This is a genomic window from Streptomyces lusitanus (assembly GCF_042647945.1).
Classification (GTDB): Bacteria; Actinomycetota; Actinomycetes; order Streptomycetales; family Streptomycetaceae; genus Streptomyces; species Streptomyces pseudogriseolus.
Genome location: NZ_JBHRWL010000031.1, coordinates 39881 through 62378 on the forward strand (window position 1 = coordinate 39881; position 22498 = coordinate 62378).

23 protein-coding genes are annotated in these 22498 nt (G+C 72.5%); 4 read left to right on the forward strand and 19 right to left on the reverse strand.

Going from position 1 to position 22498, the window contains the following annotated elements; all coding sequences use genetic code 11:
- Positions 1-20: 20 nt before the first annotated feature.
- The 9 genes from gatB to ACFOSY_RS31455 all read right to left on the reverse strand — a co-directional run bounded on the left by gatB (position 21) and on the right by ACFOSY_RS31455 (position 10969).
- A complete protein-coding gene (gene gatB / locus ACFOSY_RS31415; RefSeq protein ID WP_394313489.1) occupies positions 21-1532 on the reverse strand; it encodes an Asp-tRNA(Asn)/Glu-tRNA(Gln) amidotransferase subunit GatB in 1512 nt (503 codons plus the stop codon).
- A 16-nt stretch (positions 1533-1548) separates the two neighbouring features.
- Positions 1549-1788, reverse strand: coding sequence for a hypothetical protein (locus ACFOSY_RS31420; RefSeq protein ID WP_006130838.1), 240 nt, complete (start codon positions 1786-1788; stop codon positions 1549-1551).
- Positions 1785-3281, reverse strand: coding sequence for an Asp-tRNA(Asn)/Glu-tRNA(Gln) amidotransferase subunit GatA (gatA, locus tag ACFOSY_RS31425; protein WP_394313492.1), 1497 nt, complete (start codon positions 3279-3281; stop codon positions 1785-1787). Before gatA ends, ACFOSY_RS31420 begins: the two co-directional genes overlap by 4 nt.
- A 6-nt stretch (positions 3282-3287) precedes the next feature.
- Complete coding sequence (gene gatC / locus ACFOSY_RS31430; RefSeq protein WP_006130840.1) at positions 3288-3584, reverse strand: Asp-tRNA(Asn)/Glu-tRNA(Gln) amidotransferase subunit GatC; 297 nt, start codon at positions 3582-3584, stop codon at positions 3288-3290.
- 168 nt (positions 3585-3752) lie between these two features.
- Positions 3753-6005, reverse strand: coding sequence for a putative bifunctional diguanylate cyclase/phosphodiesterase (locus tag ACFOSY_RS31435; protein WP_394313495.1), 2253 nt, complete (start codon positions 6003-6005; stop codon positions 3753-3755).
- Positions 6006-6265: 260 nt separating this feature from the next.
- Positions 6266-8461 carry an NAD-dependent DNA ligase LigA gene (ligA, locus tag ACFOSY_RS31440; protein ID WP_394313497.1) on the reverse strand — a complete coding sequence of 732 codons (2196 nt, stop codon included), beginning with the start codon at positions 8459-8461 and terminating at the stop codon, positions 6266-6268.
- A gap of 14 nt (positions 8462-8475) precedes the next feature.
- A complete protein-coding gene (locus tag ACFOSY_RS31445) occupies positions 8476-9477 on the reverse strand; it encodes a methionine synthase (protein ID WP_394313500.1) in 1002 nt (333 codons plus the stop codon).
- 235 nt (positions 9478-9712) lie between these two features.
- On the reverse strand, positions 9713-10411 hold the full coding sequence (locus ACFOSY_RS31450) for an SDR family oxidoreductase (protein ID WP_394313502.1): 699 nt from the start codon (positions 10409-10411) through the stop codon (positions 9713-9715).
- Positions 10412-10429: 18 nt separating this feature from the next.
- On the reverse strand, positions 10430-10969 hold the full coding sequence (locus ACFOSY_RS31455; protein ID WP_225655236.1) for an LOG family protein: 540 nt from the start codon (positions 10967-10969) through the stop codon (positions 10430-10432).
- Between the two features lie 78 nt (positions 10970-11047).
- Between ACFOSY_RS31455 and ACFOSY_RS31460 the strand changes: the two genes are divergently transcribed.
- Together ACFOSY_RS31460 and ACFOSY_RS31465 are read left to right on the forward strand one after the other, a co-directional pair.
- Positions 11048-11371 carry a DUF427 domain-containing protein gene (locus ACFOSY_RS31460; protein WP_394313506.1) on the forward strand — a complete coding sequence of 108 codons (324 nt, stop codon included), beginning with the start codon at positions 11048-11050 and terminating at the stop codon, positions 11369-11371.
- Between the two features lie 80 nt (positions 11372-11451).
- On the forward strand, positions 11452-12231 hold the full coding sequence (locus tag ACFOSY_RS31465) for an alpha/beta fold hydrolase (RefSeq protein WP_394313508.1): 780 nt from the start codon (positions 11452-11454) through the stop codon (positions 12229-12231).
- A gap of 76 nt (positions 12232-12307) precedes the next feature.
- Here the strand turns inward: ACFOSY_RS31465 and mnmA are convergent, their stop codons facing one another.
- Positions 12308-13438: a tRNA 2-thiouridine(34) synthase MnmA gene (gene mnmA / locus ACFOSY_RS31470; RefSeq protein WP_394313510.1), complete on the reverse strand. Its 1131-nt coding sequence runs from the start codon at positions 13436-13438 to the stop codon at positions 12308-12310.
- A 60-nt stretch (positions 13439-13498) separates the two neighbouring features.
- Between mnmA and ACFOSY_RS31475 the strand changes: the two genes are divergently transcribed.
- A complete protein-coding gene (locus tag ACFOSY_RS31475) occupies positions 13499-14197 on the forward strand; it encodes an N-acetylmuramoyl-L-alanine amidase (RefSeq protein ID WP_394313513.1) in 699 nt (232 codons plus the stop codon).
- Between the two features lie 40 nt (positions 14198-14237).
- Here ACFOSY_RS31475 and ACFOSY_RS31480 read toward each other — a convergent pair whose 3' ends face one another.
- The 4 genes from ACFOSY_RS31480 to ACFOSY_RS31495 all read right to left on the reverse strand — a co-directional run bounded on the left by ACFOSY_RS31480 (position 14238) and on the right by ACFOSY_RS31495 (position 16608).
- On the reverse strand, positions 14238-14813 hold the full coding sequence (locus ACFOSY_RS31480; RefSeq protein WP_394313516.1) for a hypothetical protein: 576 nt from the start codon (positions 14811-14813) through the stop codon (positions 14238-14240).
- A gap of 51 nt (positions 14814-14864) precedes the next feature.
- Positions 14865-16034 (reverse strand): cysteine desulfurase family protein, encoded by a 1170-nt coding sequence (locus tag ACFOSY_RS31485; RefSeq protein ID WP_394313519.1) that lies wholly within the window; start codon positions 16032-16034, stop codon positions 14865-14867.
- Positions 16035-16125: 91 nt separating this feature from the next.
- The gene (locus tag ACFOSY_RS31490) at positions 16126-16392 is read right to left on the reverse strand and encodes a DUF4190 domain-containing protein (protein WP_225655242.1); all 267 of its coding nucleotides are present in this window, start codon (positions 16390-16392) and stop codon (positions 16126-16128) included.
- A gap of 48 nt (positions 16393-16440) precedes the next feature.
- On the reverse strand, positions 16441-16608 hold the full coding sequence (locus ACFOSY_RS31495) for a hypothetical protein (protein WP_394313521.1): 168 nt from the start codon (positions 16606-16608) through the stop codon (positions 16441-16443).
- Between the two features lie 113 nt (positions 16609-16721).
- Here ACFOSY_RS31495 and ACFOSY_RS31500 point away from each other — a divergent pair, with 113 nt between their 5' ends.
- Complete coding sequence (locus ACFOSY_RS31500; RefSeq protein ID WP_394313524.1) at positions 16722-17366, forward strand: TetR family transcriptional regulator; 645 nt, start codon at positions 16722-16724, stop codon at positions 17364-17366.
- 126 nt (positions 17367-17492) lie between these two features.
- Here ACFOSY_RS31500 and ACFOSY_RS31505 read toward each other — a convergent pair whose 3' ends face one another.
- From ACFOSY_RS31505 to ACFOSY_RS31525, 5 genes are all read right to left on the reverse strand, one after another.
- Positions 17493-18350 carry a thioesterase family protein gene (locus ACFOSY_RS31505; protein WP_394313526.1) on the reverse strand — a complete coding sequence of 286 codons (858 nt, stop codon included), beginning with the start codon at positions 18348-18350 and terminating at the stop codon, positions 17493-17495.
- Positions 18351-18431: 81 nt separating this feature from the next.
- A complete protein-coding gene (locus ACFOSY_RS31510; RefSeq protein ID WP_394313528.1) occupies positions 18432-19100 on the reverse strand; it encodes a trimeric intracellular cation channel family protein in 669 nt (222 codons plus the stop codon).
- Between the two features lie 69 nt (positions 19101-19169).
- On the reverse strand, positions 19170-20534 hold the full coding sequence (locus tag ACFOSY_RS31515; RefSeq protein ID WP_394313531.1) for an ABC transporter ATP-binding protein: 1365 nt from the start codon (positions 20532-20534) through the stop codon (positions 19170-19172).
- Positions 20531-21532, reverse strand: coding sequence for an ABC transporter ATP-binding protein (locus ACFOSY_RS31520; protein ID WP_394313533.1), 1002 nt, complete (start codon positions 21530-21532; stop codon positions 20531-20533). The genes ACFOSY_RS31515 and ACFOSY_RS31520 overlap by 4 nt, the downstream gene beginning before the upstream one ends.
- Positions 21533-21538: 6 nt before the next feature.
- Positions 21539-22498, reverse strand: coding sequence for an ABC transporter permease (locus tag ACFOSY_RS31525; RefSeq protein ID WP_394313536.1), 960 nt, complete (start codon positions 22496-22498; stop codon positions 21539-21541).

Consider the following 22498-nt stretch of genomic DNA (forward strand, 5'->3'; position numbering starts at 1 on the left):
CTCCCTCATGCCCTGCGGGCTCAGCCCTCGACGCCCAGCTTCGAGAGGATCAGCTCCTTCACCCGGGCCGCGTCCGCCTGACCGCGCGTGGCCTTCATGACCGCGCCGACCAGGGCTCCGGCCGCGGCGACCTTGCCGCCGCGGATCTTGTCAGCGATCGCGGGGTTGCCGGCGATCGCCTCGTCGACGGCGGCGGTGAGCGCGCCCTCGTCGGAGACGACCTTCAGACCGCGCTTGTCGACGACCTCGTCCGGGGTGCCCTCACCGGCGAGGACGCCCTCGATGACCTGGCGGGCCAGCTTGTCGTTCAGGTCGCCCTTGGCCACCAGCTCGGTCACCCGGGCCACCTGCGCCGTGGTGATGGCCAGCTCGTCCAGCGCCGTGCCGGACTCGTTGGCGCTGCGGGCCAGCTCGCCCATCCACCACTTGCGGGCGGAGGCCGCGTCGGCGCCGGCGTCGATCGTGGCGACGATCAGGTCCAGCGCACCGGCGTTCAGGATGGCCTGCATGTCGGTGGCGGAGACGCCCCACTCCTCGCGGAGCCGGTTGCGGCGCACCAGCGGCAGCTCCGGCAGGCCCGCGCGCAGCTCCTCGACCCACTCCCGGGCCGGCGCCACGGGCACCAGGTCGGGCTCGGGGAAGTAGCGGTAGTCCTCGGCCTCCTCCTTCACGCGGCCCGAGGTCGTGGACCCCGTGTCCTCGTGGAAGTGCCGGGTCTCCTGCACGATCGTCCCGCCGGACGACAGCACGGCCGCGTGCCGCTGGATCTCGAAGCGGGCGGCGCGCTCGACGGAACGCAGCGAGTTGACGTTCTTGGTCTCGCTGCGGGTGCCGAACTTGTCGGCGCCCTTCGGCATCAGCGACAGGTTGACGTCGCAGCGCATCTGGCCCATCTCCATGCGGGCCTCGGACACGCCGAGCGCGCGGATGAGCTCGCGCAGCTCACGGACGTACGCCCGCGCGACCTCGGGCGCCCGCTCGCCCGCGCCGGTGATCGGCTTGGTGACGATCTCGATGAGCGGGATGCCCGCGCGGTTGTAGTCCAGCAGCGAGTGCGATGCGCCGTGGATGCGGCCGGTGGCGCCGCCGACGTGCGTCGACTTGCCGGTGTCCTCCTCCATGTGGGCGCGCTCGATCTCCACGCGGAAGACCTCGCCGTCCTCCAGCTGCACGTCGAGGTAGCCGTTGAAGGCGATCGGCTCGTCGTACTGGGAGGTCTGGAAGTTCTTCGGCATGTCCGGATAGAAGTAGTTCTTCCGGGCGAAGCGGCACCATTCGGCGATCTCGCAGTTCAGCGCGAGGCCGATCTTGATCGCGGACTCGACGCCGGTCGCGTTGACGACGGGGAGCGCGCCGGGCAGGCCGAGGCAGACCGGGCAGGTCTGGGTGTTCGGGTCGGCGCCGAGCGCCGTCGAGCAGCCGCAGAACATCTTGGTCGCGGTGCCGAGTTCGACATGGACCTCGAGGCCCATGACGGGGTCGTACGACGCGAGTGCGTCCTCGTACGACACCAGGTCGGTCGTGGTGGTCACGGTGAAAACTTCCCTCTCAGCCCAGCAGGACGTCGTCGTCGCCCAGCCGCTTCAGCTCGCGGTAGAGGATGGCGAGGTTGGTGACGACGGCGGCGCCGGTGACGACGGCGTCGAGCAGCCGCAGCGTGTCACTCTCGCCGCGCGCCTTCTTGATCTGCTTGTAGACACCGACGGCGCCGAACGCCGAGGTGGCCATGGAGATGTAGAGACCCGACTTGGACGTCTTGAATCCCTTGGCCTTGGACAGTGCGCTCACAGCGACGGAGCCTCCTCGATCAGCGGGTGGCCCCACTTTTCCACGAAGGCGGCCTCGACGGCCGCACCCACCGTGTAGAGGCGGTCGTCCTTCATGACCGGGGCGATGATCTGCAGCCCGACCGGCAGGTTGTCCTCCGGCGCGAGGCCGCAGGGCAGCGACATGGCGGCGTTGCCCGCCAGGTTGGTCGGGATGGTGCACAGGTCCGCGAGGTACATCGCCATCGGGTCGTCGGCGCGCTCGCCGATCGCGAAGGCGGTGGTCGGGGTCGTCGGGGAGACGATCACGTCGACCTGCTCGAAGGCCTTGTCGAAGTCCCGCTTGATGAGCGTGCGGACCTTCTGGGCGCTGCCGTAGTACGCGTCGTAGTAGCCGGAGCTGAGCGCGTACGTGCCGAGCATGATGCGCCGCTTGACCTCGTCGCCGAAGCCGGACTCGCGGGTCAGCGAGGTGACCTCCTCGGCGGAGTGCGTGCCGTCGTCGCCGACGCGGGCGCCGTAGCGCAGGCCGTCGAAGCGGGCGAGGTTGGAGGAGCACTCGGAGGGGGCGATCAGGTAGTACGCGGAGAGCGCCAGGTCGAAGGACGGGCAGTCCAGCTCGACGATCTCGGCGCCCAGCTCCTTGAGGAGTTCGACCGACTCGTCGAACCGCTGGACGACGCCGGCCTGGTAACCCTCGCCGCGGAACTGCTTGACGACGCCGACGCGCATGCCCTGGACGGTGCCGTTGCGGGCGGCCTCCACGACCGGCGGGACCGGCGCGTCGATCGAGGTGGAGTCCATCGGGTCGTGACCCGCGATCACCTCGTGCAGCAGGGCCGCGTCCAGGACCGTGCGGGCGCAGGGGCCGCCCTGGTCGAGGGAGGAGGAGAACGCCACCATGCCGTACCGGGACACCGCGCCGTACGTCGGCTTCACGCCGACCGTGCCGGTGACGGCGGCCGGCTGGCGGATGGAGCCGCCGGTGTCGGTGCCGATGGCGAGCGGCGCCATGTACGCGGCCAGCGCGGCGGAGGAGCCGCCGCCGGAACCGCCCGGGATGCGGGTGAGGTCCCACGGGTTGCCGGTCGGGCCGTAGGCGCTGTTCTCGGTGGAGGACCCCATGGCGAACTCGTCCATGTTGGTCTTGCCGAGGATGACGACGTCGGCGGCCTTGAGGCGCTTGGTGAGCGTCGCGTCGTACGGCGGGATCCAGCCCTCGAGGATCTTGGAGCCGACCGTGGTCGGGATGCCCTCGGTGGTGAAGATGTCCTTCAGCGCGAGGGGGACGCCGGCCAGCGGGCCGAGCTTCTCGCCGCGCTCGCGCTTGGCGTCGACGGCGCGGGCCTGCGCGAGGGCGCCCTCACGGTCGACGTGCAGGAAGGCGTGCACCTTCTCGTCGACGGCCTCGATGCGGGCCAGATGGGCCTCGGTGACCTCGACCGCGGTGAGCTCGCCGGAGGCGATCTTCGCCGCTGTCTCGGCCGCGGTGAGCTTGATGATCTGATCGCTCATGGCGGTTTACTCCTCCCCCAGGATCTGCGGCACCTTGAAACGCTGCTGCTCCTGGGCCGGGGCGCCGGAGAGCGCCTGCTCGGGGGTGAGCGAGGGACGGACCTCGTCCGCGCGCATGACGTTCGTCAGCGGGAGCGGGTGGGAGGTCGGCGGTACGTCTTGGTCGGCGACCTCGCTGACGCGGGCGACCGCGCCGATGATGTCGTCGAGCTGGCCCGCGAAGTGGTCGAGCTCTTCGGGCTTCAGCTCCAGACGCGCCAGCCGGGCGAGGTGGGCGACCTCCTCGCGCGTGATGCCAGGCATGCAGCGATCCTCTGGGGTGAGTGTGTGTGGTTTGGGACCAATCCTATGGGGCGGGGCCCCATGCCCGTGAAACCCATTACCCGGCGCCCCGGAAGGGGCCCGGGGAACTGCGCGACCGGCCACGGCGGACCCGCACCCGCCGTACGGCCTCGTCCACCCCGGAGGGGCCTAGTCCTCCGCCGTCCCCGTCGCCGCAGGAAGTGCCGCGGCCGGCCGCTGCCACCCTCGCGACCCCCGGGCCAGCAGCCACGCCGTGGTCTCGTCCGGCGGCATCGCCGCGGCCACCAGCCAGCCCTGCACCGCGTCGCAGCGCAGGTCACGCAGGCGTTCCCAGGTCTCGTCGTCCTCGACGCCCTCCGCGACCACCAGCAGGCCCAGGGAGTGGGCCAGGTCGATGGTGCAGCGCACGATCTCCGCGTCCTCCGTGTCGACGGCCAGCCGCGCCACGAACGAGCGGTCGATCTTCAGCTCGCTCACCGGCAGCCGCCGCAGGTGCACCAGCGAGGAGTAGCCGGTGCCGAAGTCGTCGAGGGACATCTTCACGCCGTGCCCGGTCAGCGCGTTGAGGGTGTCGGCGGCCCGCGTCGGGTCCTCGAGGAGCACGTGCTCGGTGATCTCCAGCTGGAGCGCTCCCGCGGGAACGCCGTGCCGGGCCAGCCGCGCGGCGACGGAGCCGGCGAAGCCGGGGCTGTGGACGTCGCGCGGCGAGACGTTGACGGCGACCGGCACGAACAGCCCCTGGGAGCGCCACTCGGCGACCTGGCCGAGCGCGGTCTCCAGCACGTACTCGGTGAGCTGCGGCATCAGCCCCGACGACTCGGCTATCGCTATGAACTCGTCCGGGGGGACCCGCCCGCGCTCCGGGTGCACCCACCGCACCAGCGCCTCGAGGCCGGAGACCTGCCCGTCGAAGCGGACCTTCGGCTGGTAGTGCAGCTCCACCTCGTGCGCGTCGAGGGCGCGCCGCAGATCGCCCAGCAGCCCCAGCCGGTCGGGGGTGTTGGAGTCCCGCTTGGACTCGTACGCCTCGACGCCCGTGCGGTCCCGCTTCGCCTGGTACATCGCCACGTCCGCCCGCCGCAGCAGCCCTTCGGCGTCGGCCGCGTGGTCCGGGAACACGGCGACTCCCGCGCTCGCCTCCAGGACGAGGGTGAGCCCGTCGAGGTCGAGCGGGGAGCTGAGGGCCGTGACCAGTCCGCGGGCGGCGCGGGTCGCGGACGTCGTGGAGTCCGCCACGGGCAGTAACACGGCGAACTCGTCGCCGCCGAGCCGCGCGGCCTCCGCCCCGCGCGGCAGGGCCAGTCTCAGCCGGTCGGCGATCTGGAGCAGCAGCCGGTCGCCGGCGAGATGGCCGAGGGTGTCGTTGACCGACCGGAAGCGGTCGAGGTCGATGAGCATGAGCGCGGCGCGGGAGCCGGCCCGCTCGGCGTCGTCCAGCGCGGTCCAGATGCGCTCCTGGAGCCACTGCCGGTTGGGCAGTCCGGTCAGCGGGTCGCGCAGCTGCTCCTCGGCCCGCGCGCGGGCTATCCACAGGGTGGAGTCCAGGGCGATCAGCGGGATGGCGAACAGCGGCAGCAGCACCGGCTTGGCGGCGGCGACCACGCACACCAGCGGGGCGATGCCGAGCAGGGCGACCGCGACGAGCCCCTGGCGGACCAGGGCGGTGCGGGCGACCGTGGGCAGCCCCGAGCGCGGGGTGTGCAGGTACCACAACAGGGTGCGGGTGACCGCGAGATAGGCGGCGGCGACGAGCACCACCCCGGGGCCGGTGTAGAGGGTCCAGGTGTCGGGGGTGGACGGCGACTCGACGGACGGCACGGTGCCGAACGCGGCCAGGACGAGCGCTCCGGCGCCGATGCCGAGCAGGTCGACCGCGCCGTGCAGCACGCCCTGCCGCCAGCGGCCCCGGCGGGCTATGCCGACCAGCACGACGACGGTGAGGCTGACCATGCCGGCCGGGACCCAGCCGTAGAGGAGCAGCACGGCGAGGGTGAGGGCCGCGCCGGAGCCGGTACCGCCCCACCAGCGGGAGCGGCCCAGCATCACGAGGTGGCCGACGATGATGCCGGTGAGCACCGCCAGCGACCAGCCGACCGTGCCGGACGGGAAGAGGGCGTGCCCTCCGGTGAAGGCGCGCAGGAAGCCGGCGCCGAGGACGAAGCCGGCCGCCGCGACGACCGCGGTGGGCAACGCGGGCCAGGACGGGTGCCGTTCGGTCTCCGCCGCGGGGTCCGTGAGGCCGTGCCGGCCGGCCGGGCGTGGCGCGCCGGCGTCGCGCGCGTCCGCGGCGCCCGCCCCGGTGCGCCCGCGCGCGTCCGGTCGCTGCGCGGGCAGCCCGTCCGCACGGCCGCGCCGCCGGACGACCGCCAGGCGGCGCAGGCGCAGCCGTGAGCCCGGGGCGGCGCTCTCGGTCGGTTCCATTCCCGTCCCTCTCACAGCCGGCGGTGCCCACGCCACGCGGCCCGATGCCCGACATCCCTCAGCGGCTCCGCCGTGGAAAGCCCTTCCCCGGACCCGTCACGGGTACGGGGGTTGCCCCGACCGCAACTGGGCACGGCAGGCGCACATCTCAACAGTAGGCCGCGGAAGGCCTGTACGGGCACCGGTCGCCGACGGTTGCCCGAATGCGCCCCAGCCACCCGTATGCATCTGGTATGCGCCGATCGGGTGGCCTTCAACCGCTACTCCTCGGCCGAAAGAGCGGCGTCGGCCGCGGCCTCGGGCCCCTGCTCCAGCAGCACGACGAATCCGTCCTCGTTCAGGATCGGCACCTTCGCCTGCACCGCTTTGTCATATTTCGAACCGGGGTTGTCGCCCACGACCACGAACGACGTCTTCTTGGACACCGATCCGGTCACCTTGGCGCCCTGGTTCTGGAGGGCCTCTTTCGCGCCATCCCGGGTGAAGTTCTCCAGCGTCCCGGTCACCACGACCGTGAGTCCTTCGAGCGGGCGGGGGCCCTCGTCCTCGCCGGACCGCTCGTCCTCCATGCGGACCCCGGCCGCCTTCCACTTGCGGATGATCTCCCGGTGCCAGTCCGCGGCGAACCATTCCTTGAGGGACGCGGCGATGGTCGGGCCGACGCCCTCGGTGGCCGACAGCTCCTCCTCGGTGGCCTGCTCGATGCGGTCGACGGAGCGGAACTCGCGGGCCAGCGCCTCCGCCGCCACCGGGCCGACATGACGGATCGACAGGGCGGTGAGCACCCGCGCCAGCGGGCGCTCCTTGGCCGCCGCGATGTTCTCCAGCATCGCCAGGGCGTTCTTCTTCGGGGCGCCCTCCTGGTTGGCGAAGACCGTGACGATCTTCTCCTCGCCGGTCTTCGGGTCCCGCTTGGGCAGTCCGCTGTCCTGGTCGAGGACGTACGCCTTGATGGGCAGCAGCTGCTCCACGGTGAGGTCGAACAGGTCGCCCTCGTCCTTCAGCGGCGGCTCCTTCGGCTCCAGCGGGCCGGTGAGGGCGGCGGCGGCGACGTACCCGAAGTGCTCGATGTCCAGCGCCTTGCGGCCGGCCAGGTAGAACAGCCGCTCGCGCAACTGGGCCGGGCAGGCACGGGCGTTGGGGCAGCGCAGGTCGACGTCGCCCTCCTTCATCGGCCGCAGCGGCGTGCCGCACTCGGGGCACTCGGACGGCATCACGAACTCGCGCTCGCTGCCGTCCCGCAGGTCGGCGACCGGGCCGAGGATCTCCGGGATGACGTCGCCGGCCTTGCGCAGCACCACCGTGTCGCCGATCAGGACGCCCTTGGCCTTGACCACGTCCTGGTTGTGCAGCGTGGCGAACTCGACCTCCGAGCCGGCCACCGTCACCGGCTCGACCTGCGCGTACGGGGTGACCCGGCCGGTGCGGCCGACACCCACCCGGATGTTCAGCAGCTTGGTGTTGACCTCCTCCGGCGCGTACTTGTACGCGATGGCCCAGCGCGGGGCGCGCGAGGTGGTGCCGAGGCGTCCCTGGAGCGGGATCTCGTCGAGCTTGACCACGACGCCGTCGATCTCGTGCGCCACGGAGTGCCGGTTCTCGCCGTAGTACGCGATGAACTCCCGCACGCCCTCCAGGTCGTCGACCACCCTGTTGTGCGGGGAGGTCGGCAGGCCCCACTCCTTCAGCAGGCCGTACCCCTGGGAGAGCCGGGTCAGGCCCTTGTAGCCCTCGAGCACGCCGATGCCGTGCACCACCATGTGCAGCGGGCGGGTGGCGGTGACCCGCGGGTCCTTCTGGCGCAGCGAACCGGCCGCCGCGTTGCGCGGGTTGGCGAACGGCTTGTCGCCGGCCTCCACCAGCCGGGCGTTGAGCTCCTGGAACTTCTCCATCGGGAAGTAGACCTCGCCGCGGATCTCCACGACGTCGGGCACCGTGTCGCCGGCGAGGCGGTCGGGGATCTCGGCGATGGTGCGGACGTTGGGCGTGATGTCCTCACCGGTGCGGCCGTCGCCGCGGGTCGCGGCTCGGACCAGCCGGCCGCGCTCGTAGGTGAGGTTGACCGCCAGGCCGTCGACCTTCAGCTCGCACAGGAAGTGATAGGTCTGCTCGCCCAGTTCGCGGTGGACGCGGTCGGCCCAGGCGGCGAGGTCCTCGTCGTTGAAGGTGTTGTCCAGGGAGAGCATCCGGGAGCGGTGCTCGACGGAGGTGAACTCCGTCTCGTAGGACCCGGCGACCTTCTGGGTCGGCGACTCGGGCGTGCGCAGCTCCGGGTAGCGCTCCTCCAGCTCCTCGAGCTGCCGCAGCAGGCGGTCGAACTCCGCGTCGCTGACGACGGGCGCGTCGTTCACGTAGTACCGGAAGCGGTGCTCCTCGATCTGCTCGGCGAGCGTGGCGTGCTGCTCCCGCGCTTGTGCGGGCACGCTCGTCGTCTCCGCTTGCTTGTCGCCGGCCACCGTGTGTCCTCCCGTTACTCAGGGTTGTCCGCGAGGGATCTCGCCGCCCGGACGCAGTGGGCGTAGGCCGATCGCGCGTACCCGGGGGACGCCCCCGCGAGTCCGCACGCCGGGGTGACCGTGACCGCCTCCGGGAGAAGTCCCGGCCGCAGCCCCAGCCTGCGCCAGAGCGTCCTGACACCCATGACGCTACCGGCAGGGTCCGACAACGGGCCGTCCGTGCCCGGCACGACACCGGCGAACAGCCGGGTGCCGCCCTCGACCGCCTCCCCGATCGCCTCGTCGTCACGCTCGGTGAGGAGGGAGAAATCGAACGAGATGCCCGCCGCGCCCGCCCGGCGCAGCAGGGCGAACGGGACGTCCGGCGCGCACGAGTGGATCACGACGGGGCCGCCGTCGTGCACGGCGATCATGTCCCTGAGGGCCGCCTCGACGATCTGGCGGTCGACCGCGCGGTGGGTGCGGTAGCCGCTGGCGGTCCTCACCTGCCCGCGCAGGACGGCGGTGAGGGACGGTTCGTCGAGCTGGAGGACGAGCCGCGCGCCGGGGACGCGGCGGCGCACCTCGTCCAGGTGCAGGCGCAGGCCCTCGGCGAGGGACGCGGCGAGGTCGCGGCAGGCGCCGGGGTCGGAGAGGGCGGCCTCGCCGTTCCTCAGCTCCAGGGACGCGGCGAGGGTCCAGGGGCCGACGGCCTGGACCTTGAGCAGCCCTTCGTGGCCCTGGGTGAACTCCTCCAGCGCGTCGAGGTCCTCGCCGAGCCAGGAGCGGGCGCGTCGGGTGTCCCGGCCGGGACGGTCGCCGATCCGCCAGCCGCTGGGCTCCACGCGCGCGTAGAGCTCGACGAGGAGGCCGGCGGTGCGGCCGATCATGTCTGCGCCGGGGCCGCGGGCGGGGAGTTCGGGGAGGTGGGGGAAGTCCTCGAAGCTGCCTGTGGCCGCCTTGGCGGCTTCTCTTGCGTCTGTGCCGGGAAGGGAGCCGATGCCGGTGGCGGGCGGGAAGTGGAGGGTGTCGGTCACACGGGAAGCGTACGCAGTGGGGGCGGGGGAGGTTCGCCCCCGCCGCCCCTTCCCGTCCCGTCCCCGGGGGCTGCGCCCCCCGGACCCCCCTTCGGCCCTTCGGGCCTCGTCCTCAAGCGCCGGACGGGCTGAGTGGTGCCCCGTCCCCGGGGCTCCGCCCCGGACCCCGCTCCTCAAGCGCCGGAGGGGCTGGAGGGTGCCGGACGGGCTGATGGTGCGAACCGGCCGGAAAGCGTCAGCGTCCCGGGCGGACCGTCAGGTCGTTGACTTCCGCGTCTTTCGGGAGGTCCAGGGCCATGAGGATCGTCGTGGCGACCGACTCCGGGTCGATCCACTTCGACGGGTCGTAGTCCTTGCCCTCCTGCTGGTGGACCTTGGCCTGCATGGGGCTTGCCGTGCGGCCGGGGTAGACCGTGGTGACGCGGACGCCGCTCGCGTGCTCCTCCTCGCGGAGGGAGTCGGCGAGGGCCTTCAGGCCGTGCTTGGAGGCCGCGTAGGCGGACCAGTCGGCGTGGGCGCTGAGGCCCGCCCCGGAGTTGACGAAGATCACGTGGCCTCGGCTCGCGCGGAGCTGGGGCAGGAAGTGGCGGGTCAGTTCGGCGGGGGCGACGAGGTTGACGTTGAGCTGGTGGCGCCAGGTCTTCGGGGTGAGGTCGCCGACCCGGCCGAGGTCGACGACGCCCGCGACGTGCAGTAGCGAGTCCACCCGGTCGGGCAGCGACTGGTGGGAGAACGCCCAGCTCAGGCGGTCGGGATCGGCGAGGTCGCCGACCAGGGTGCGGGCACCGGGGAACTCGGCGGCCAGCTCCTTCGCGCGGCCCGCGTCGCGCGCGTGGAGCACGAGGTCGTCCCCGCGCGCGTGCAGGCGGCGCGCGACGGCCGCGCCGATGCCGGAGCCGGCTCCGGTGATCACATGTGTAGCCATGACGGCCATGCTCGCATCACCGCGCGGTCAGGCGACGCCCAGGCTCTCCTCGAGGTAGGCCAGCGCGCCGACGGGTTCCTCGGCGAAGAAGACCAGCTCGCTCAGCGGGCGGGGCAGGAAGCCCTCGTCCTCCATGCGGCGGAACTGCTCCTTGAGCCCGTCGTAGAAGCCCGCGGTGTTGAGCAGCACCACCGGCTTGTCGGTGTGGCCGTGCTTCTTCAGCTCCAAAATCTCGGTCGCCTCGTCGAGGGTGCCGGTGCCGCCCACCATGATCACGACGGCGTCGGCCTTCTCAAGAAGCAGCCGCTTGCGCTCGGCGAGGTCCTTGGCGACCACCATCTCGTCGACGCCGGGCCGTGCCTTCGCCGCGAGGAACTCCACCGAGACGCCGCAGAGCCGGCCGCCGGCCTCCTCCACCCCGTCGGCGACGACCTTCATCAGGCCGACGTCCGAACCGCCCCAGACCAGGGTGTGCCCGCCCTTGCCGAGCAGGCGCGCGAAGTCCCGCGCGGGGCGTGTGTAGCGGTCGTCGAGGTCGGCGGCGGAGAGGAAGACGCAGATGTTCACGGCCGTCAGCCTACGCCCGGGAAGAAGGCGGCTCCGAGGGGTGCTGTAGGGGGTGGACCGACCACCGAGGAGGACGCCGTGACCACAGGCCATCGCATCACCGTCGAGCCCGGCGACCGGCACGTGCGCGTGGTGCGCGACGGGCGGGTGCTGGCGGAGAGCGACCGTGCGCTGGTGCTGCACGAGACGGGCTGCCCCGCGCGCTGGTACATCCCGCCGGAGGACGTGCGGCTCGACCTGCTGACGCCGTCCGCGACGCACACGTACTGCCCGTTCAAGGGGACCGCGTCGTACTGGTCGCTGCCGGACGCCCCTGACCTGGTGTGGGCGTACCCGGACCCGAAGCCGGCGGTGGCCGCGATCAAGGACCACCTGTGCTTCTACGAGGTGGACGTGGACTGACCCCGCGCAGGGGGTGCGATCGGCGGACGCGCCGCCCGCCTCACCGACGATTCCCGTGCCGTGCGGCAGTCTGGTGAGACATGGACCAGAACATCTCCTCGCGCGACGGCACCTCCCTCGCCTACGAGAGCGCCGGGCGCGGCGCCACGATCGTCCTCGTCAGCGGCGCGATGTCGACGGGCGCCACGGTGGCGCCGCTGGCCGCGCCGCTCTCCGAACGGTTCCGGGTGGTGGTCTACGACCGCCGCCGCCGGGGCGCGAGCGGCGACACGCCTCCGTACACGGTGGAGCGCGAGGTGGAGGATCTGGCGGCGCTGATCGAGGCGACCGGCGGCGAGGCGGCGCTGTACGGCGTCTCGTCGGGCGGCGCGCTGGCGCTGCGGGCGGCGGCGAGCGGGCTGCCGGTGCGCCAGGTCGCGGTGTACGAGACGCCGTACGCGATGTCGGAGGACGATCTCGCGGAGCGCGCCCGGTACACCGAGCGGCTGGCCGCTGCCCTGGAGGAGGGGCGGCGGGGCGACGCGGTGGAGCTCTTCCTCCAGCTCACCGGGCTGGACGACGCGGTGATCAGCAGTGCGCGGCAGTCGCCGATGTGGGCGGGCATGGAGGCGCTGGCGCCGAGCCTGGCGTACGACGACGCTGTGATGGGCGACGGGAGCGTGCCGCGGGAGATGCTGGCGTCGATCCGGGTGCCGGTGCTGTCGATCGCGGGCGACGCGAGCCCGGCGTGGATGCGTCAGGCGGCGCGGGCCATCGCGGAGTCGGCCCCCCGGGGCGCGTACCGCACCCTGGAGGGCCAGACCCACATGGTCGAACCGGACGTGCTGGCGCCGGTGCTGGCGGAGTTCTTCTCGCGGTGACGCGCCGCGCGGGGCGGGCCGCCCGATCCCCGCGGACCGCCCGATCCCCGCGGACCGCCCGGTCCCCGCGGCCCGCTCAGGCCACGTCCGCCGTCGCCCGCTCCGTCGACGCGATGGTCGCCGAGCCCACCACGCGCGTGCCGTCGTAGAGGACGACCGCCTGGCCGGGCGCGACGCCGCGGACCGGCTCGGCGAAGCGCACGCGCAGCTCCTCGCCGACGAGTTCGGCGGTCACCTCGGTCTCGTCGCCGTGGGCGCGCAGCTGGGCGGTGTAGGCGCCGGGACCGGTGGGTGCGGCGCCGCACCAGCGGGGGCGGATGGCGGTGAGGGCGCCGACGTCGAGGGCGTCCGCGGGGCCGACGGTCACGGTGTTGGTCACCGGGGAGATGTCGAGGACGTAGCGCGGCTTGCCGTCGGGGGCGGGCGTGCCGATGCGCAGGCCCTTGCGCTGGCCGATGGTGAAGCCGTACGCGCCCTCGTGCGTGCCGACCTTGGCGCCGGACTCGTCGACGATGTCGCCCTCCGCCTTGCCGAGCCGCTTGGCGAGGAAGCCCTGGGTGTCGCCGTCGGCGATGAAGCAGATGTCGTGCGAGTCGGGCTTCTTGGCGACGGCGAGTCCGCGGCGCTCGGCCTCGGCGCGGATCTCCTCCTTGGTGGTGACCGTGTCGCCGAGCGGGAACATGGCGTGGGCGAGCTGGCGGTCGTCGAGGACGCCGAGGACGTAACTCTGGTCCTTGGCCAGGTCGGAGGCGCGGTGCAGTTCGCGCGTGCCGTCCTCGCGGAGAATCACCTTGGCGTAGTGGCCTGTGCAGACGGCGTCGAAACCGAGCGCGAGCGCCTTGTCCAGCAGCGCGGCGAACTTGATCTTCTCGTTGCAGCGCAGGCAGGGGTTGGGGGTGCGGCCGGCCTCGTACTCGGCGACGAAGTCCTCGACGACGTCCTCGCGGAAGCGGTCGGCGAGGTCCCACACGTAGAACGGGATGCCGATGACGTCGGCGGCGCGGCGGGCGTCGCGGGAGTCCTCGATGGTGCAGCAGCCCCGCGCGCCCGTGCGGAAGGATTGAGGGTTCGCCGAGAGCGCGAGGTGGACGCCGGTGACGTCGTGGCCCGCTTCGGCCGCGCGGGCGGCGGCGACGGCGGAGTCGACGCCGCCGGACATGGCGGCGAGGACGCGGAGGGGGCGGGTGCGCTGCGGGGTGTCAGTCATAGCCCCTCCAGGGTACGGGGGCGCGGGAACCACGGCCGCCGGATATGCGTTCACGATCACATGGGGGCCAAGGGAGCATCCGAGGACGGCGACCGGCGCATCGGGCGGCGCGCCCTGATCGTGGGCGGTCTCGCGGCAGCGGCGGGGACGGCGGCGCTGGCGCGCGACGAGCTGGCGCGGCTGTGGTGGCGGCTGCCGGGCGTGGACAAGCCCCGCACCCCGGGCGCGGTCGACTTCGCGGGCGCCCGCTGGGTGGCGGCCTCGGACGCCAACTGGCGTGGCGCGGACCGGCCGGACGACTTCCGGATCGACATGGTGGTCGTGCATGTCACGCAGGGCAGCCTGGACAGCGCGGTGCGGGCGTTCCAGGACCCGGGGCACAAGGCGGCGGCGCACTACATCGTCGGCAAGGACGGCCGGATCACGCAGATGATCCGTGAGCTGGACGTGGCGTACCACGCGGGCAACCGCGACTACAACGAGCGCAGTGTCGGCATCGAGCACGAGGGCTTCGTGGACCGCCCCGAGGACTTCACCGACGAGATGTACGCGGCCTCGGCCCGCCTGACGGCCGGCATATGCGCCCGTTACGACATACCCGTGGACCGCGAGCACATCATCGGCCACGTCGAGGTCCCGGGCACGGATCACACGGACCCGGGCCCCCACTGGGACTGGGACCGCTACATGACACTGGTCCGCCGCGCCGGCACCGTCCGTGCCGCCCCCTCCGGCTCCCCGTCGTCCACGGCCCGCTAGGCAACGTCCGGGACATCCCCACGGCCTCGCGGTCACGCGGTCACTGGAAGATCTCCAGCCAGTCCAGCGACCTGTTGAGGAAGGCGCGGACGGCACCGCCCCGGCTGAGGTTGCGGGTGTCGACGCCGATCAGCACGGCGGCCAGTGCGAGGTCGGTGGCGTCGGCCGGGCCGAGGACGGTGAGGGTGGCCTTCTTCCGCGCGCCGCTGCCGTGCCGGCCGGTCCGGATCTCGACGCCGTCGCGGATCAGGGCGCGGTCGCGGTGCCGTCGGCCGGTCGCGACATAGCGGTACTCCCGCCCGGCGGCCCGCATCCGCAGAGCCCGTCCGGCTCTGGTCTGCGCCCAGCGGTTGCGCTTGATCCGGATTCCGGTCCCGCCGATGCTGAGCCGCGCCATGTGGAGGGAGGGCTTGCGTCCGTAGGCCCAGCCGTCGAAGGAGGTGGTCGGGACGGTGTCGCCGCTGACCTCGGTGACATGACGGTCGCCGTGCCGCCTCGCCGGGTGGACCACCTCGATCCGCCCGAACTCCCCCGCCGTTCCCCGGTATCCGAACGTCCAGGTCAGCCGATGGCCCGACCGGTCCTCCCAGCGGTCCAGGGTGTACGTCTGCCGCATGATCCCGTCCCCCTCGTGCACGAACTCCGCTCCGGCCAGGTCACCGACGGCTCACGTCAGCCCGGCCGCCCGGGCCCGTTCCACCGCCGGGCCGATGGCCTTGGCGAGGGCTGCCACGTCGGCCTCCGTGGAGGTGTGGCCGAGGGAGAAGCGGAGGGTGCCGCGGGCCAGGTCGGGGTCGGTGCCGGTGGCGAGGAGGACGTGGCTGGGCTGGGCGACGCCGGCGGTGCAGGCGGAGCCGGTGGAGCACTCGATGCCCTGGGCGTCCAGGAGGAGCAGCAGGGAGTCGCCCTCGCAGCCGGGGAAGGTGAAGTGGGCGTTGGCCGGGAGCCGGCCGCCGGGGGCGGGGTCGCCGCCCAGGAGCGCGTCGGGGACGGCCTCCAGCACCGCGGCGACGAGGTCGTCGCGGAGGCGTCCGATCTCCAGGGCGAAGCGCTCCCGCTGCTCGGCGGCGATCCGTCCGGCGACGGCGAAGGAGGCGATCGCCGGCACGTCGAGGGTGCCGGAGCGGACGTGGCGCTCCTGGCCGCCGCCGTGCAGCACGGGCACGGGGGTGTGCTCGCGGCCGAGCACCAGGGCGCCGATGCCGTACGGGCCGCCGATCTTGTGCCCGGAGACGGTCATCGCGGCGAGCCCGGACGCGGCGAAGTCCACCGGGACCTGGCCGAAGGCCTGGACCGCGTCGGAGTGCAGGGGGACGCCGAACTCGGCGGCCACGGCGGCGAGTTCGGCGACCGGCAGGATCGTCCCGATCTCGTTGTTCGCCCACATGACGGTGGCGAGGGCGACGTCGTCGGGGTCGCGGGCGATGGCCTCGCGCAGCGCGTCGGGGTGGACCCGGCCGTGGGCGTCGACGGGGAGGTACTCGACGGTGGCGCCCTCGTGCGTGGCGAGCCAGTCGACGGCGTCGAGGACGGCGTGGTGCTCGACGGGGCTGGCGAGGACCCGGGTGCGGGCCGGGTCGGCGTCGCGGCGCGCCCAGTACAGGCCCTTCACGGCGAGGTTGTCGGCCTCCGTGCCGCCGGAGGTGAAGACGATCTCGCTGGGGCGGGCGCCGAGGGCCTCGGCGAGGGTCTCGCGGGCCTCCTCGACGGTGCGCCGGGCGCGGCGGCCGGCCGCGTGCAGGGAGGAGGCGTTGCCGGTGACGCCCAGGTGCGCGGTGAGCGCCTCGACCGCCTCGGGCAGCATCGGGGTGGTCGCGGCGTGGTCGAGGTAAGCCATGGTGGGGCCGATTCTACGGGGCCCGGTGCACGGCACATCGATCCCGGTGGCCGGTATGCGCCGCTGCGGCGGGCTCCGGCGGGGCGCCCGGTCAGAAGCTCCAGGAGATCGTGCCGTCCGCCTGCATGAGCACGGCCAGGACGACGAGGTCGGCGACGCCGAGGCCCAGGCCGAGCAGGGCGCGACCGCGGCGGGCGGTGCCCCGCCACAGGGCGACGGACGCCAGCACGATGGCGCTGGGGCCGAGGAAGACGTTGAGGACGAGCAGGCCGAGCAGGCCCAGGACGAACGACGCGACGGCCATGCCGTCGGTGTCGCGGATCCCGGTGCGGCGGCCGGCCGGTGCGGTGAGCTGCATGGTGATCGGCTCCTGCGGTCGATGCTGGTCGGAGGTGGGCGGCGCGGGTCAGTGCGTGGAGGTGCCGCGGTCGCGGCCGTGGTGCTCGCGCAGGGCGAAGACGCCGAGCCAGACGGCGATGACGGCGCCGACGGCGACGGAGAAGGTGAGCGGCGCGTGCGCGACGGCGCCGAGGACGACGCCCAGCAGCAGAAGCGCGGCGACGAGGAACAGCATGGGTCGGACCCCCAGATCGGGTGAACGGTTGTAGTAACACTTGTTCACTGACTTTCGAGTCTAACGCGTCCACCCGCTTTGCAATGTGGGAGAACAGTTGTTAACTGCATGGCATGAGTCACACGTCCGGCATCCGGCACGCCCGGAAGCAGAAGACCCGGCAGGCGCTCCTCGACGCGGCGCTCGAACTGCTGGAGGGGCAGAGCCTGAGCAGCCTGGGCCTGCGGGAGGTCACGCGCGCCGTCGGGATCGCTCCGACCGCGTTCTACCGGCACTTCCGGTCGGTCGAGGACCTGGGCGTGGCGCTGGTGGAGGAGGCGCTGGGCAGTCTGCATCCGATGATCCGGACGATCGTGTCCACGACCGGGGACGGTGAGGAACGCGTCGCGCGGGCCGTCGAGCTGATCGCGGGGCACGTCGACGCGCATCCGGCGCATGTGCGGTTCATCGCCCGGGAGCGGCACGGCGGGGTGCGGGCGGTGCGGGAGGCGATACGGGATCAGCTCGCGCTGTTCACCGTGGAGGTGGCGGAGGCGCTGGCGGAGGATCCGGTGTCCGCGGGGTGGGGGGAGGAGGATCTGGTGATGCTGGCTCAGCTGTATGTGGACCAGATGCTGGTCACCGCTTCAGCGCTGTTGGAGGCCCCGGTGAGGGGGGCCGAGCGGGAGCGGGTGGTCCGGACGGCCGTGCGTCGGATGCGGTTGATCGGGATCGGGCGTGCGCACTGGTTGGACGGTGGGGTGGGTGGGGGTGGGTGAGGGGGTTCTCGCCCCCTCCGCCCCTACCCGCCCCCACTCTCGGCTTCGCTCGAGCGGGGGGACCCCATCGTCCCGGGGGCGCTGCCCCCGGGGCGCCCGCTCCTCAATCGCCGGAGGGGCTGATTGTCACAGCCGCACCCGGGCCAGCTGGCGGGACTGCGCGACGAGGCGGTCGGCGCTGTCCCAGACCTCGGCGTCCTCCTCCAGGAAGCCGCCCGCGAGGTTGCGGGTGGTGATGGAGACGCGCAGCGGGCCCGGCGCCGGGCGGCAGCGGATGTGAACGGTCAGCTCGACCGTCGGCACCCAGCCGGTCAGGCCCATCTCGAAGGCGGTCGGCGGCAGCGCGTCCACCGCGAGCAGCAGCGCCAGCGGGTCGGGGTCCCGGCCGTCGGCGAGTCCGAACCACCCGCGCATCTCGCCCTTGCCGGACGGCTTTCCGAGGGCCCAGCCGAGGGTCGACGGGTCGAGCTTCAGCATCAGCCGGCCGGCGATCTCGGAGCTTCCGTCGACCGGGGCGGGGCCGTCCTCGGGACCGAAGCACTGGTCCATCGGCGGCAGCGCGGGCGGCGCGGCGGTCGTACGGACGTCGTCGGGGAGGGAGTCCAGGTCGCCGTAGGAGGCGAGGACCCGGATGCGCTCCACCTCGTCGCCCTGCTCGTCGAACTGGAAGAGGGACGCCTGCCCGGTGGACAGCGTGCGCCCGGTGCGGACGGTCTCGGTGCGGACGACCGCCGGTCCCGGCCGAGAGGCCGTCAGGTAGTGCGCGGAGACGGTGAACGGATCGGGGTGCGGCAGCGCGTCCCCGAGCGCGCGGCCCAGGACGGCCAGCAGGTAACCGCCGTTGACGGCGTTGATGATCGTCCAGCCGGCGGAGAGGTCGATGTCGTAGACGCCGGGTTCCCGCGCGGTGAGCGCGGTGTCGCGGTCGAACTCACTGTCACCGATGACGGCCCGGATGGCCTGGGCGGAGGCTGCTTCTGGCATGGCTGAACAGTACAAGAAGATAGTACTAAGCGGTAGCTTTGTTCGCCCCGTGAGCGTCGGGCGGCCGCACCGCCCGGTACCTCAGGACGGAGGCTGCTCCTCCGCGACCGTCGAACGGCGGTGCCAGGCGCGGGGCGCCCGCCAGTGGTACCGCATGGCGAGCAGCCGCAGCACGAAGGCGGTCACGGCGGCGGTGGTGCTGGTCACCGGGTTGAGCGCGTCGAAGCGCAGGCACAGGGCGACCATGGCCGCGCCGACGATCGCGGGCACCGCGTACAGGTCGCGGTCCCAGCGCAGCAGCGAGGGCACCTCGTTGGCGAGCACGTCCCGCAGCACGCCGCCGCCGACCGCCGTGGCCAGGCCCAGACAGGCGGACGCGGTGAGGCCGAGCCCGTAGTCGTACGCCTTGGTCGTGCCGACGACGCAGAAGAGGCCGAGGCCGGCCGCGTCGAAGACGTTGACGGCGCTCTGGATGCGCTCGACGTGCGGGTGCAGGAAGAAGACGAGGACGGTGGCCAGCAGCGGGGTGACGAAGTACCCCAGATCCGTGAACGCGGCGGGCGGGACGGCGCCGATGATCAGATCGCGGAAGAGACCGCCACCGAGGGCGGTGATCTCGGACAGCACGGCGATCCCGAACACGTCGAAGTTCTTCCGGACGGCCAGCAGGGCGCCGGAGATGGCGAAGACGAAGATGCCGATCAGGTCGAGTGTGTGCAGGACGGACGGACTGAACAGTTGCTGAAGCACTTGCATATTGTGGCGTAGAAAGAAGCCCTCGCCTTGCAAAGCAAGGCGAGGGCTTCTTTCTGACGCCGATCAGACAGCCTTCTCGGGCTCCTCGGAGGCTTCGGGCTCGTCGGCAGCCTCGGGCTTCGGGGAAGCCTTGGCCGCTTCGGCCTTCGCCGGCTTGTCCTCGGCCTTGGCGGGCTTCTCGGCCTTGGCGGGCTTCTCGGCCTTCGCCGCCTTGTCCTCGGCTTCGACGGGCTTCTCCGCCTCGGCGGCCTCCGTGACCTTCTCGGCCTCCGCGGGCTCCTCCGCCTCGGCGGCCTCCGCCGGCTTCCGCTTCTGCGCCGGGATCTTCGCCGGAGCCTCGGCCGCCGGCGTCTCCGCCTCCGGCGTGTCCTCCGTCGGGTTGTCGTCGACGCCCTCGCGCGTCGCCGACACGACCTCGCCCTTGGTCAGCTGGAGCTTCCCGGACGCGATGTCCTCGGCGTAGTGGCAGGCCACCCGGTGGCCGCCGCCGATGTCCCGCAGCTGGGGGCGCTCGGTCGAGCAGCGCTCGGCCTGGGCCCACGGGCAGCGGGTGTGGAACCGGCAGCCGGTCGGCGGGTTCGCCGGCGAGGGCAGGTCGCCGGTGAGGAGGATCCGCTCGCGCTTGTCCTCCACCTCCGGGTCCGGCACCGGCACGGCCGACATCAGGGCCTTGGTGTACGGGTGCTTCGGCTCGGCGTAGAGCGCGTCGCTCGGCGCCTCCTCGACCAGCGCGCCCAGGTACATCACGCCGATCGTGTCGGAGATGTGCCGGACCACCGCGAGGTCGTGGGCGATCACCACGTAGGTCAGGCCGAGTTCCTCCTGGAGCTCCTCCAGCAGGTTGATGACCTGGGCCTGGACCGACACGTCGAGCGCGGAGACCGGCTCGTCGCAGATGATCACGTCCGGTTCGAGGACGAGGGCGCGGGCGATGCCGATGCGCTGCCGCTGGCCGCCGGAGAACTCGTGCGGGTAGCGGGCGAGCGCGTTGGAGGGCAGGCCGACCTTGTCCAGGATGGCCTTGATCTTCTCCCGGCGCTCCTCCTGGTTCTTGCCGATGCCGTGGGCGATCATGCCCTCGGACAGGATCGACTCGATGTTCTGCCGCGGGTTGAGGGAGCCCAGCGGGTCCTGGAAGACCATCTGGAGCCGGCGCCGGAAGCGGCGCATCTCCTCGCCCGGCAGCTTCGCCAGGTCGGTGCCGTCGAGGACGACCGAGCCGTCGGTGATGTCCACCAGCCGCAGCACCGACCGCCCGAGGGTGGTCTTGCCGCAGCCGGACTCGCCGACCAGACCGTAGGTCTCGCCGGCCTCGACCTTCAGGGAGACCCCGTCCACGGCGTACACGTGGCCGACCGTGCGGTCGAACAGGAGGCCCTTCTTGATGGGGAAGTGGACCTTGACGCCGTCCAGTTCGAGCAGGCTCATGCGGGGACCTCCTCGGCCTTCGCGTCGTCGAGTACGGGGTTGACGCACCGCACCTGGTGACCGGCCGCGCGGGGCTCCGCGAGCTGCGGGGTGCCGGTCAGGCAGCCCATCTCGTACCGGTCGCAGCGGGGCGCGAAGGCGCAGCCGTCGGCCCAGGCGATGCGGTCGTTGATCGAGCCGCGGATGGGGTTGAGCGGCTCGCCCCGGGGCGCGTCGAGCCGCGGGATGGAGCCCAGCAGTCCGTGCGCGTAGGGGTGGGTGGGGTGGGCGAACACCTCGCGGCGCCCGGCGGACTCCACGACCTTGCCCGCGTAGAGCACGTTGACCTGGTCGCAGAGGCCGGCGACCACACCGAGGTCGTGGGTGATCATCAGCAGGGCGGTGCCCTCCTGGTCCACGAGCTCCTTGAGCAGCTCCAGGATCTGCGCCTGGATGGTCACGTCGAGGGCCGTGGTGGGCTCGTCGGCGATGAGCAGGCGCGGGGCGCAGGCCACCGCCATGGCGATCAGCGCGCGCTGGCGCATACCGCCGGAGAGCTGGTGCGGGTACTCCTTGAGCCGCCGGGTCGGGTCGGGGATGCCGACCCGGTCCAGCAGATGGGCGGCCTCCTTGCGGGCGGCCTCGCCCTTCATCCCGCGGTGGCGCTCCAGGATCTCGGTGACCTGCACGCCGATCGGGACGACCGGGTTCAGCGAGGACAGCGGGTCCTGGAAGATCATCGCCATCTCGCTGCCGCGCAGGTCGCGGCGTGCGGACGGGTTCATGGTGAACAGGTCCGTGCCGTCGAACTCGGCACGGCCGCCGATGGTGAGACCCTTCGCGGGCAGCAGGCCCATCAGGGCCAGGGAGGTGACGGACTTGCCGCAGCCGGACTCGCCGACCAGGCCCACGACCTGGCCCTGGTCGACCTCGAAGGAGATGCCGTCGACCGCCCGGGACTCCTTGCGGCCGCGGCCGCCGAAGGTGACGGTCAGTTCGTCGACAGTGAGCAGAGACATGGTGGTTCAGCCCCTCAGCTTCGGGTCGAGGGCTTCCCGCATGGCCTCGCCGAGGAGGGTGAAGCCGAGGGCGGTGATGATGATGCCGACGGCGGGGTAGACCGCCATCGCGGGGGCGTAGCTGAAGAAGCGCTGCGCCTGGGCGAGCATGACGCCCCACTCGGGGATCGCCGGGTCGGGGTTGCCGAGCCCCAGGTAGGACAGGGCGGCCGCCTCGATGATCGCCGTGGCCAGGGAGAGCGTGGCCTGCACGATCACCGGGCTGAGCGAGTTGGGCAGGATCTGCGAGAGCACGATGCGGCGCTTGCGCACGCCCAGGGACTGGGCGGCGAGGACGTAGTCCGCGCTGCCCTGCGCCAGCATCGAGCCGCGCAGCAGACGGGCGAACACCGGCACCTGCACCACGCCGACGGCGATCATCACCGTGGTCAGCGACTGGCCCATGACGGCGGCGATGGAGACGGCCAGCAGCAGCGACGGCAGCGCCAGCATCATGTCGATGAAACGCATGATGACGGAGTCGACGCGCCGTCCGGTGTCGCCGCCGAGGGTGGCCGCGGCGCCGGAGACGATGCCGATCAGGAAGCCGGCGACCAGGCCGATCAGCGTGGCGACGATGCCGACGAGCAGGGTCTGCCGGGCGCCGACGAGCATCCGGGAGAACAGGTCGCGGCCCAGGTGGTCGAGGCCGAACCAGTTGCCGTCGCGGGCCCCGACGAACTTGCCCTGGTTGGGGAAGACCTCGCTGCGCCAGGTCTGCGCGCTCGGCGAGTAGGGCGCGAGGAACGGCCCGACGACCGCGATGAGCACGAACAGGACGATGATGACGGCGCCGACGATCGCCATCTTGCTGGACTTCAGCCGGCGGAAGGCCTCCCGCCAGAGGCTGGCGCCGGTGCTGGTCTCGCTGACGGCCGTCAGTTCCGCGAGACGCTGGATCTTCTCGGACTTGGTGGCGACAGCCAT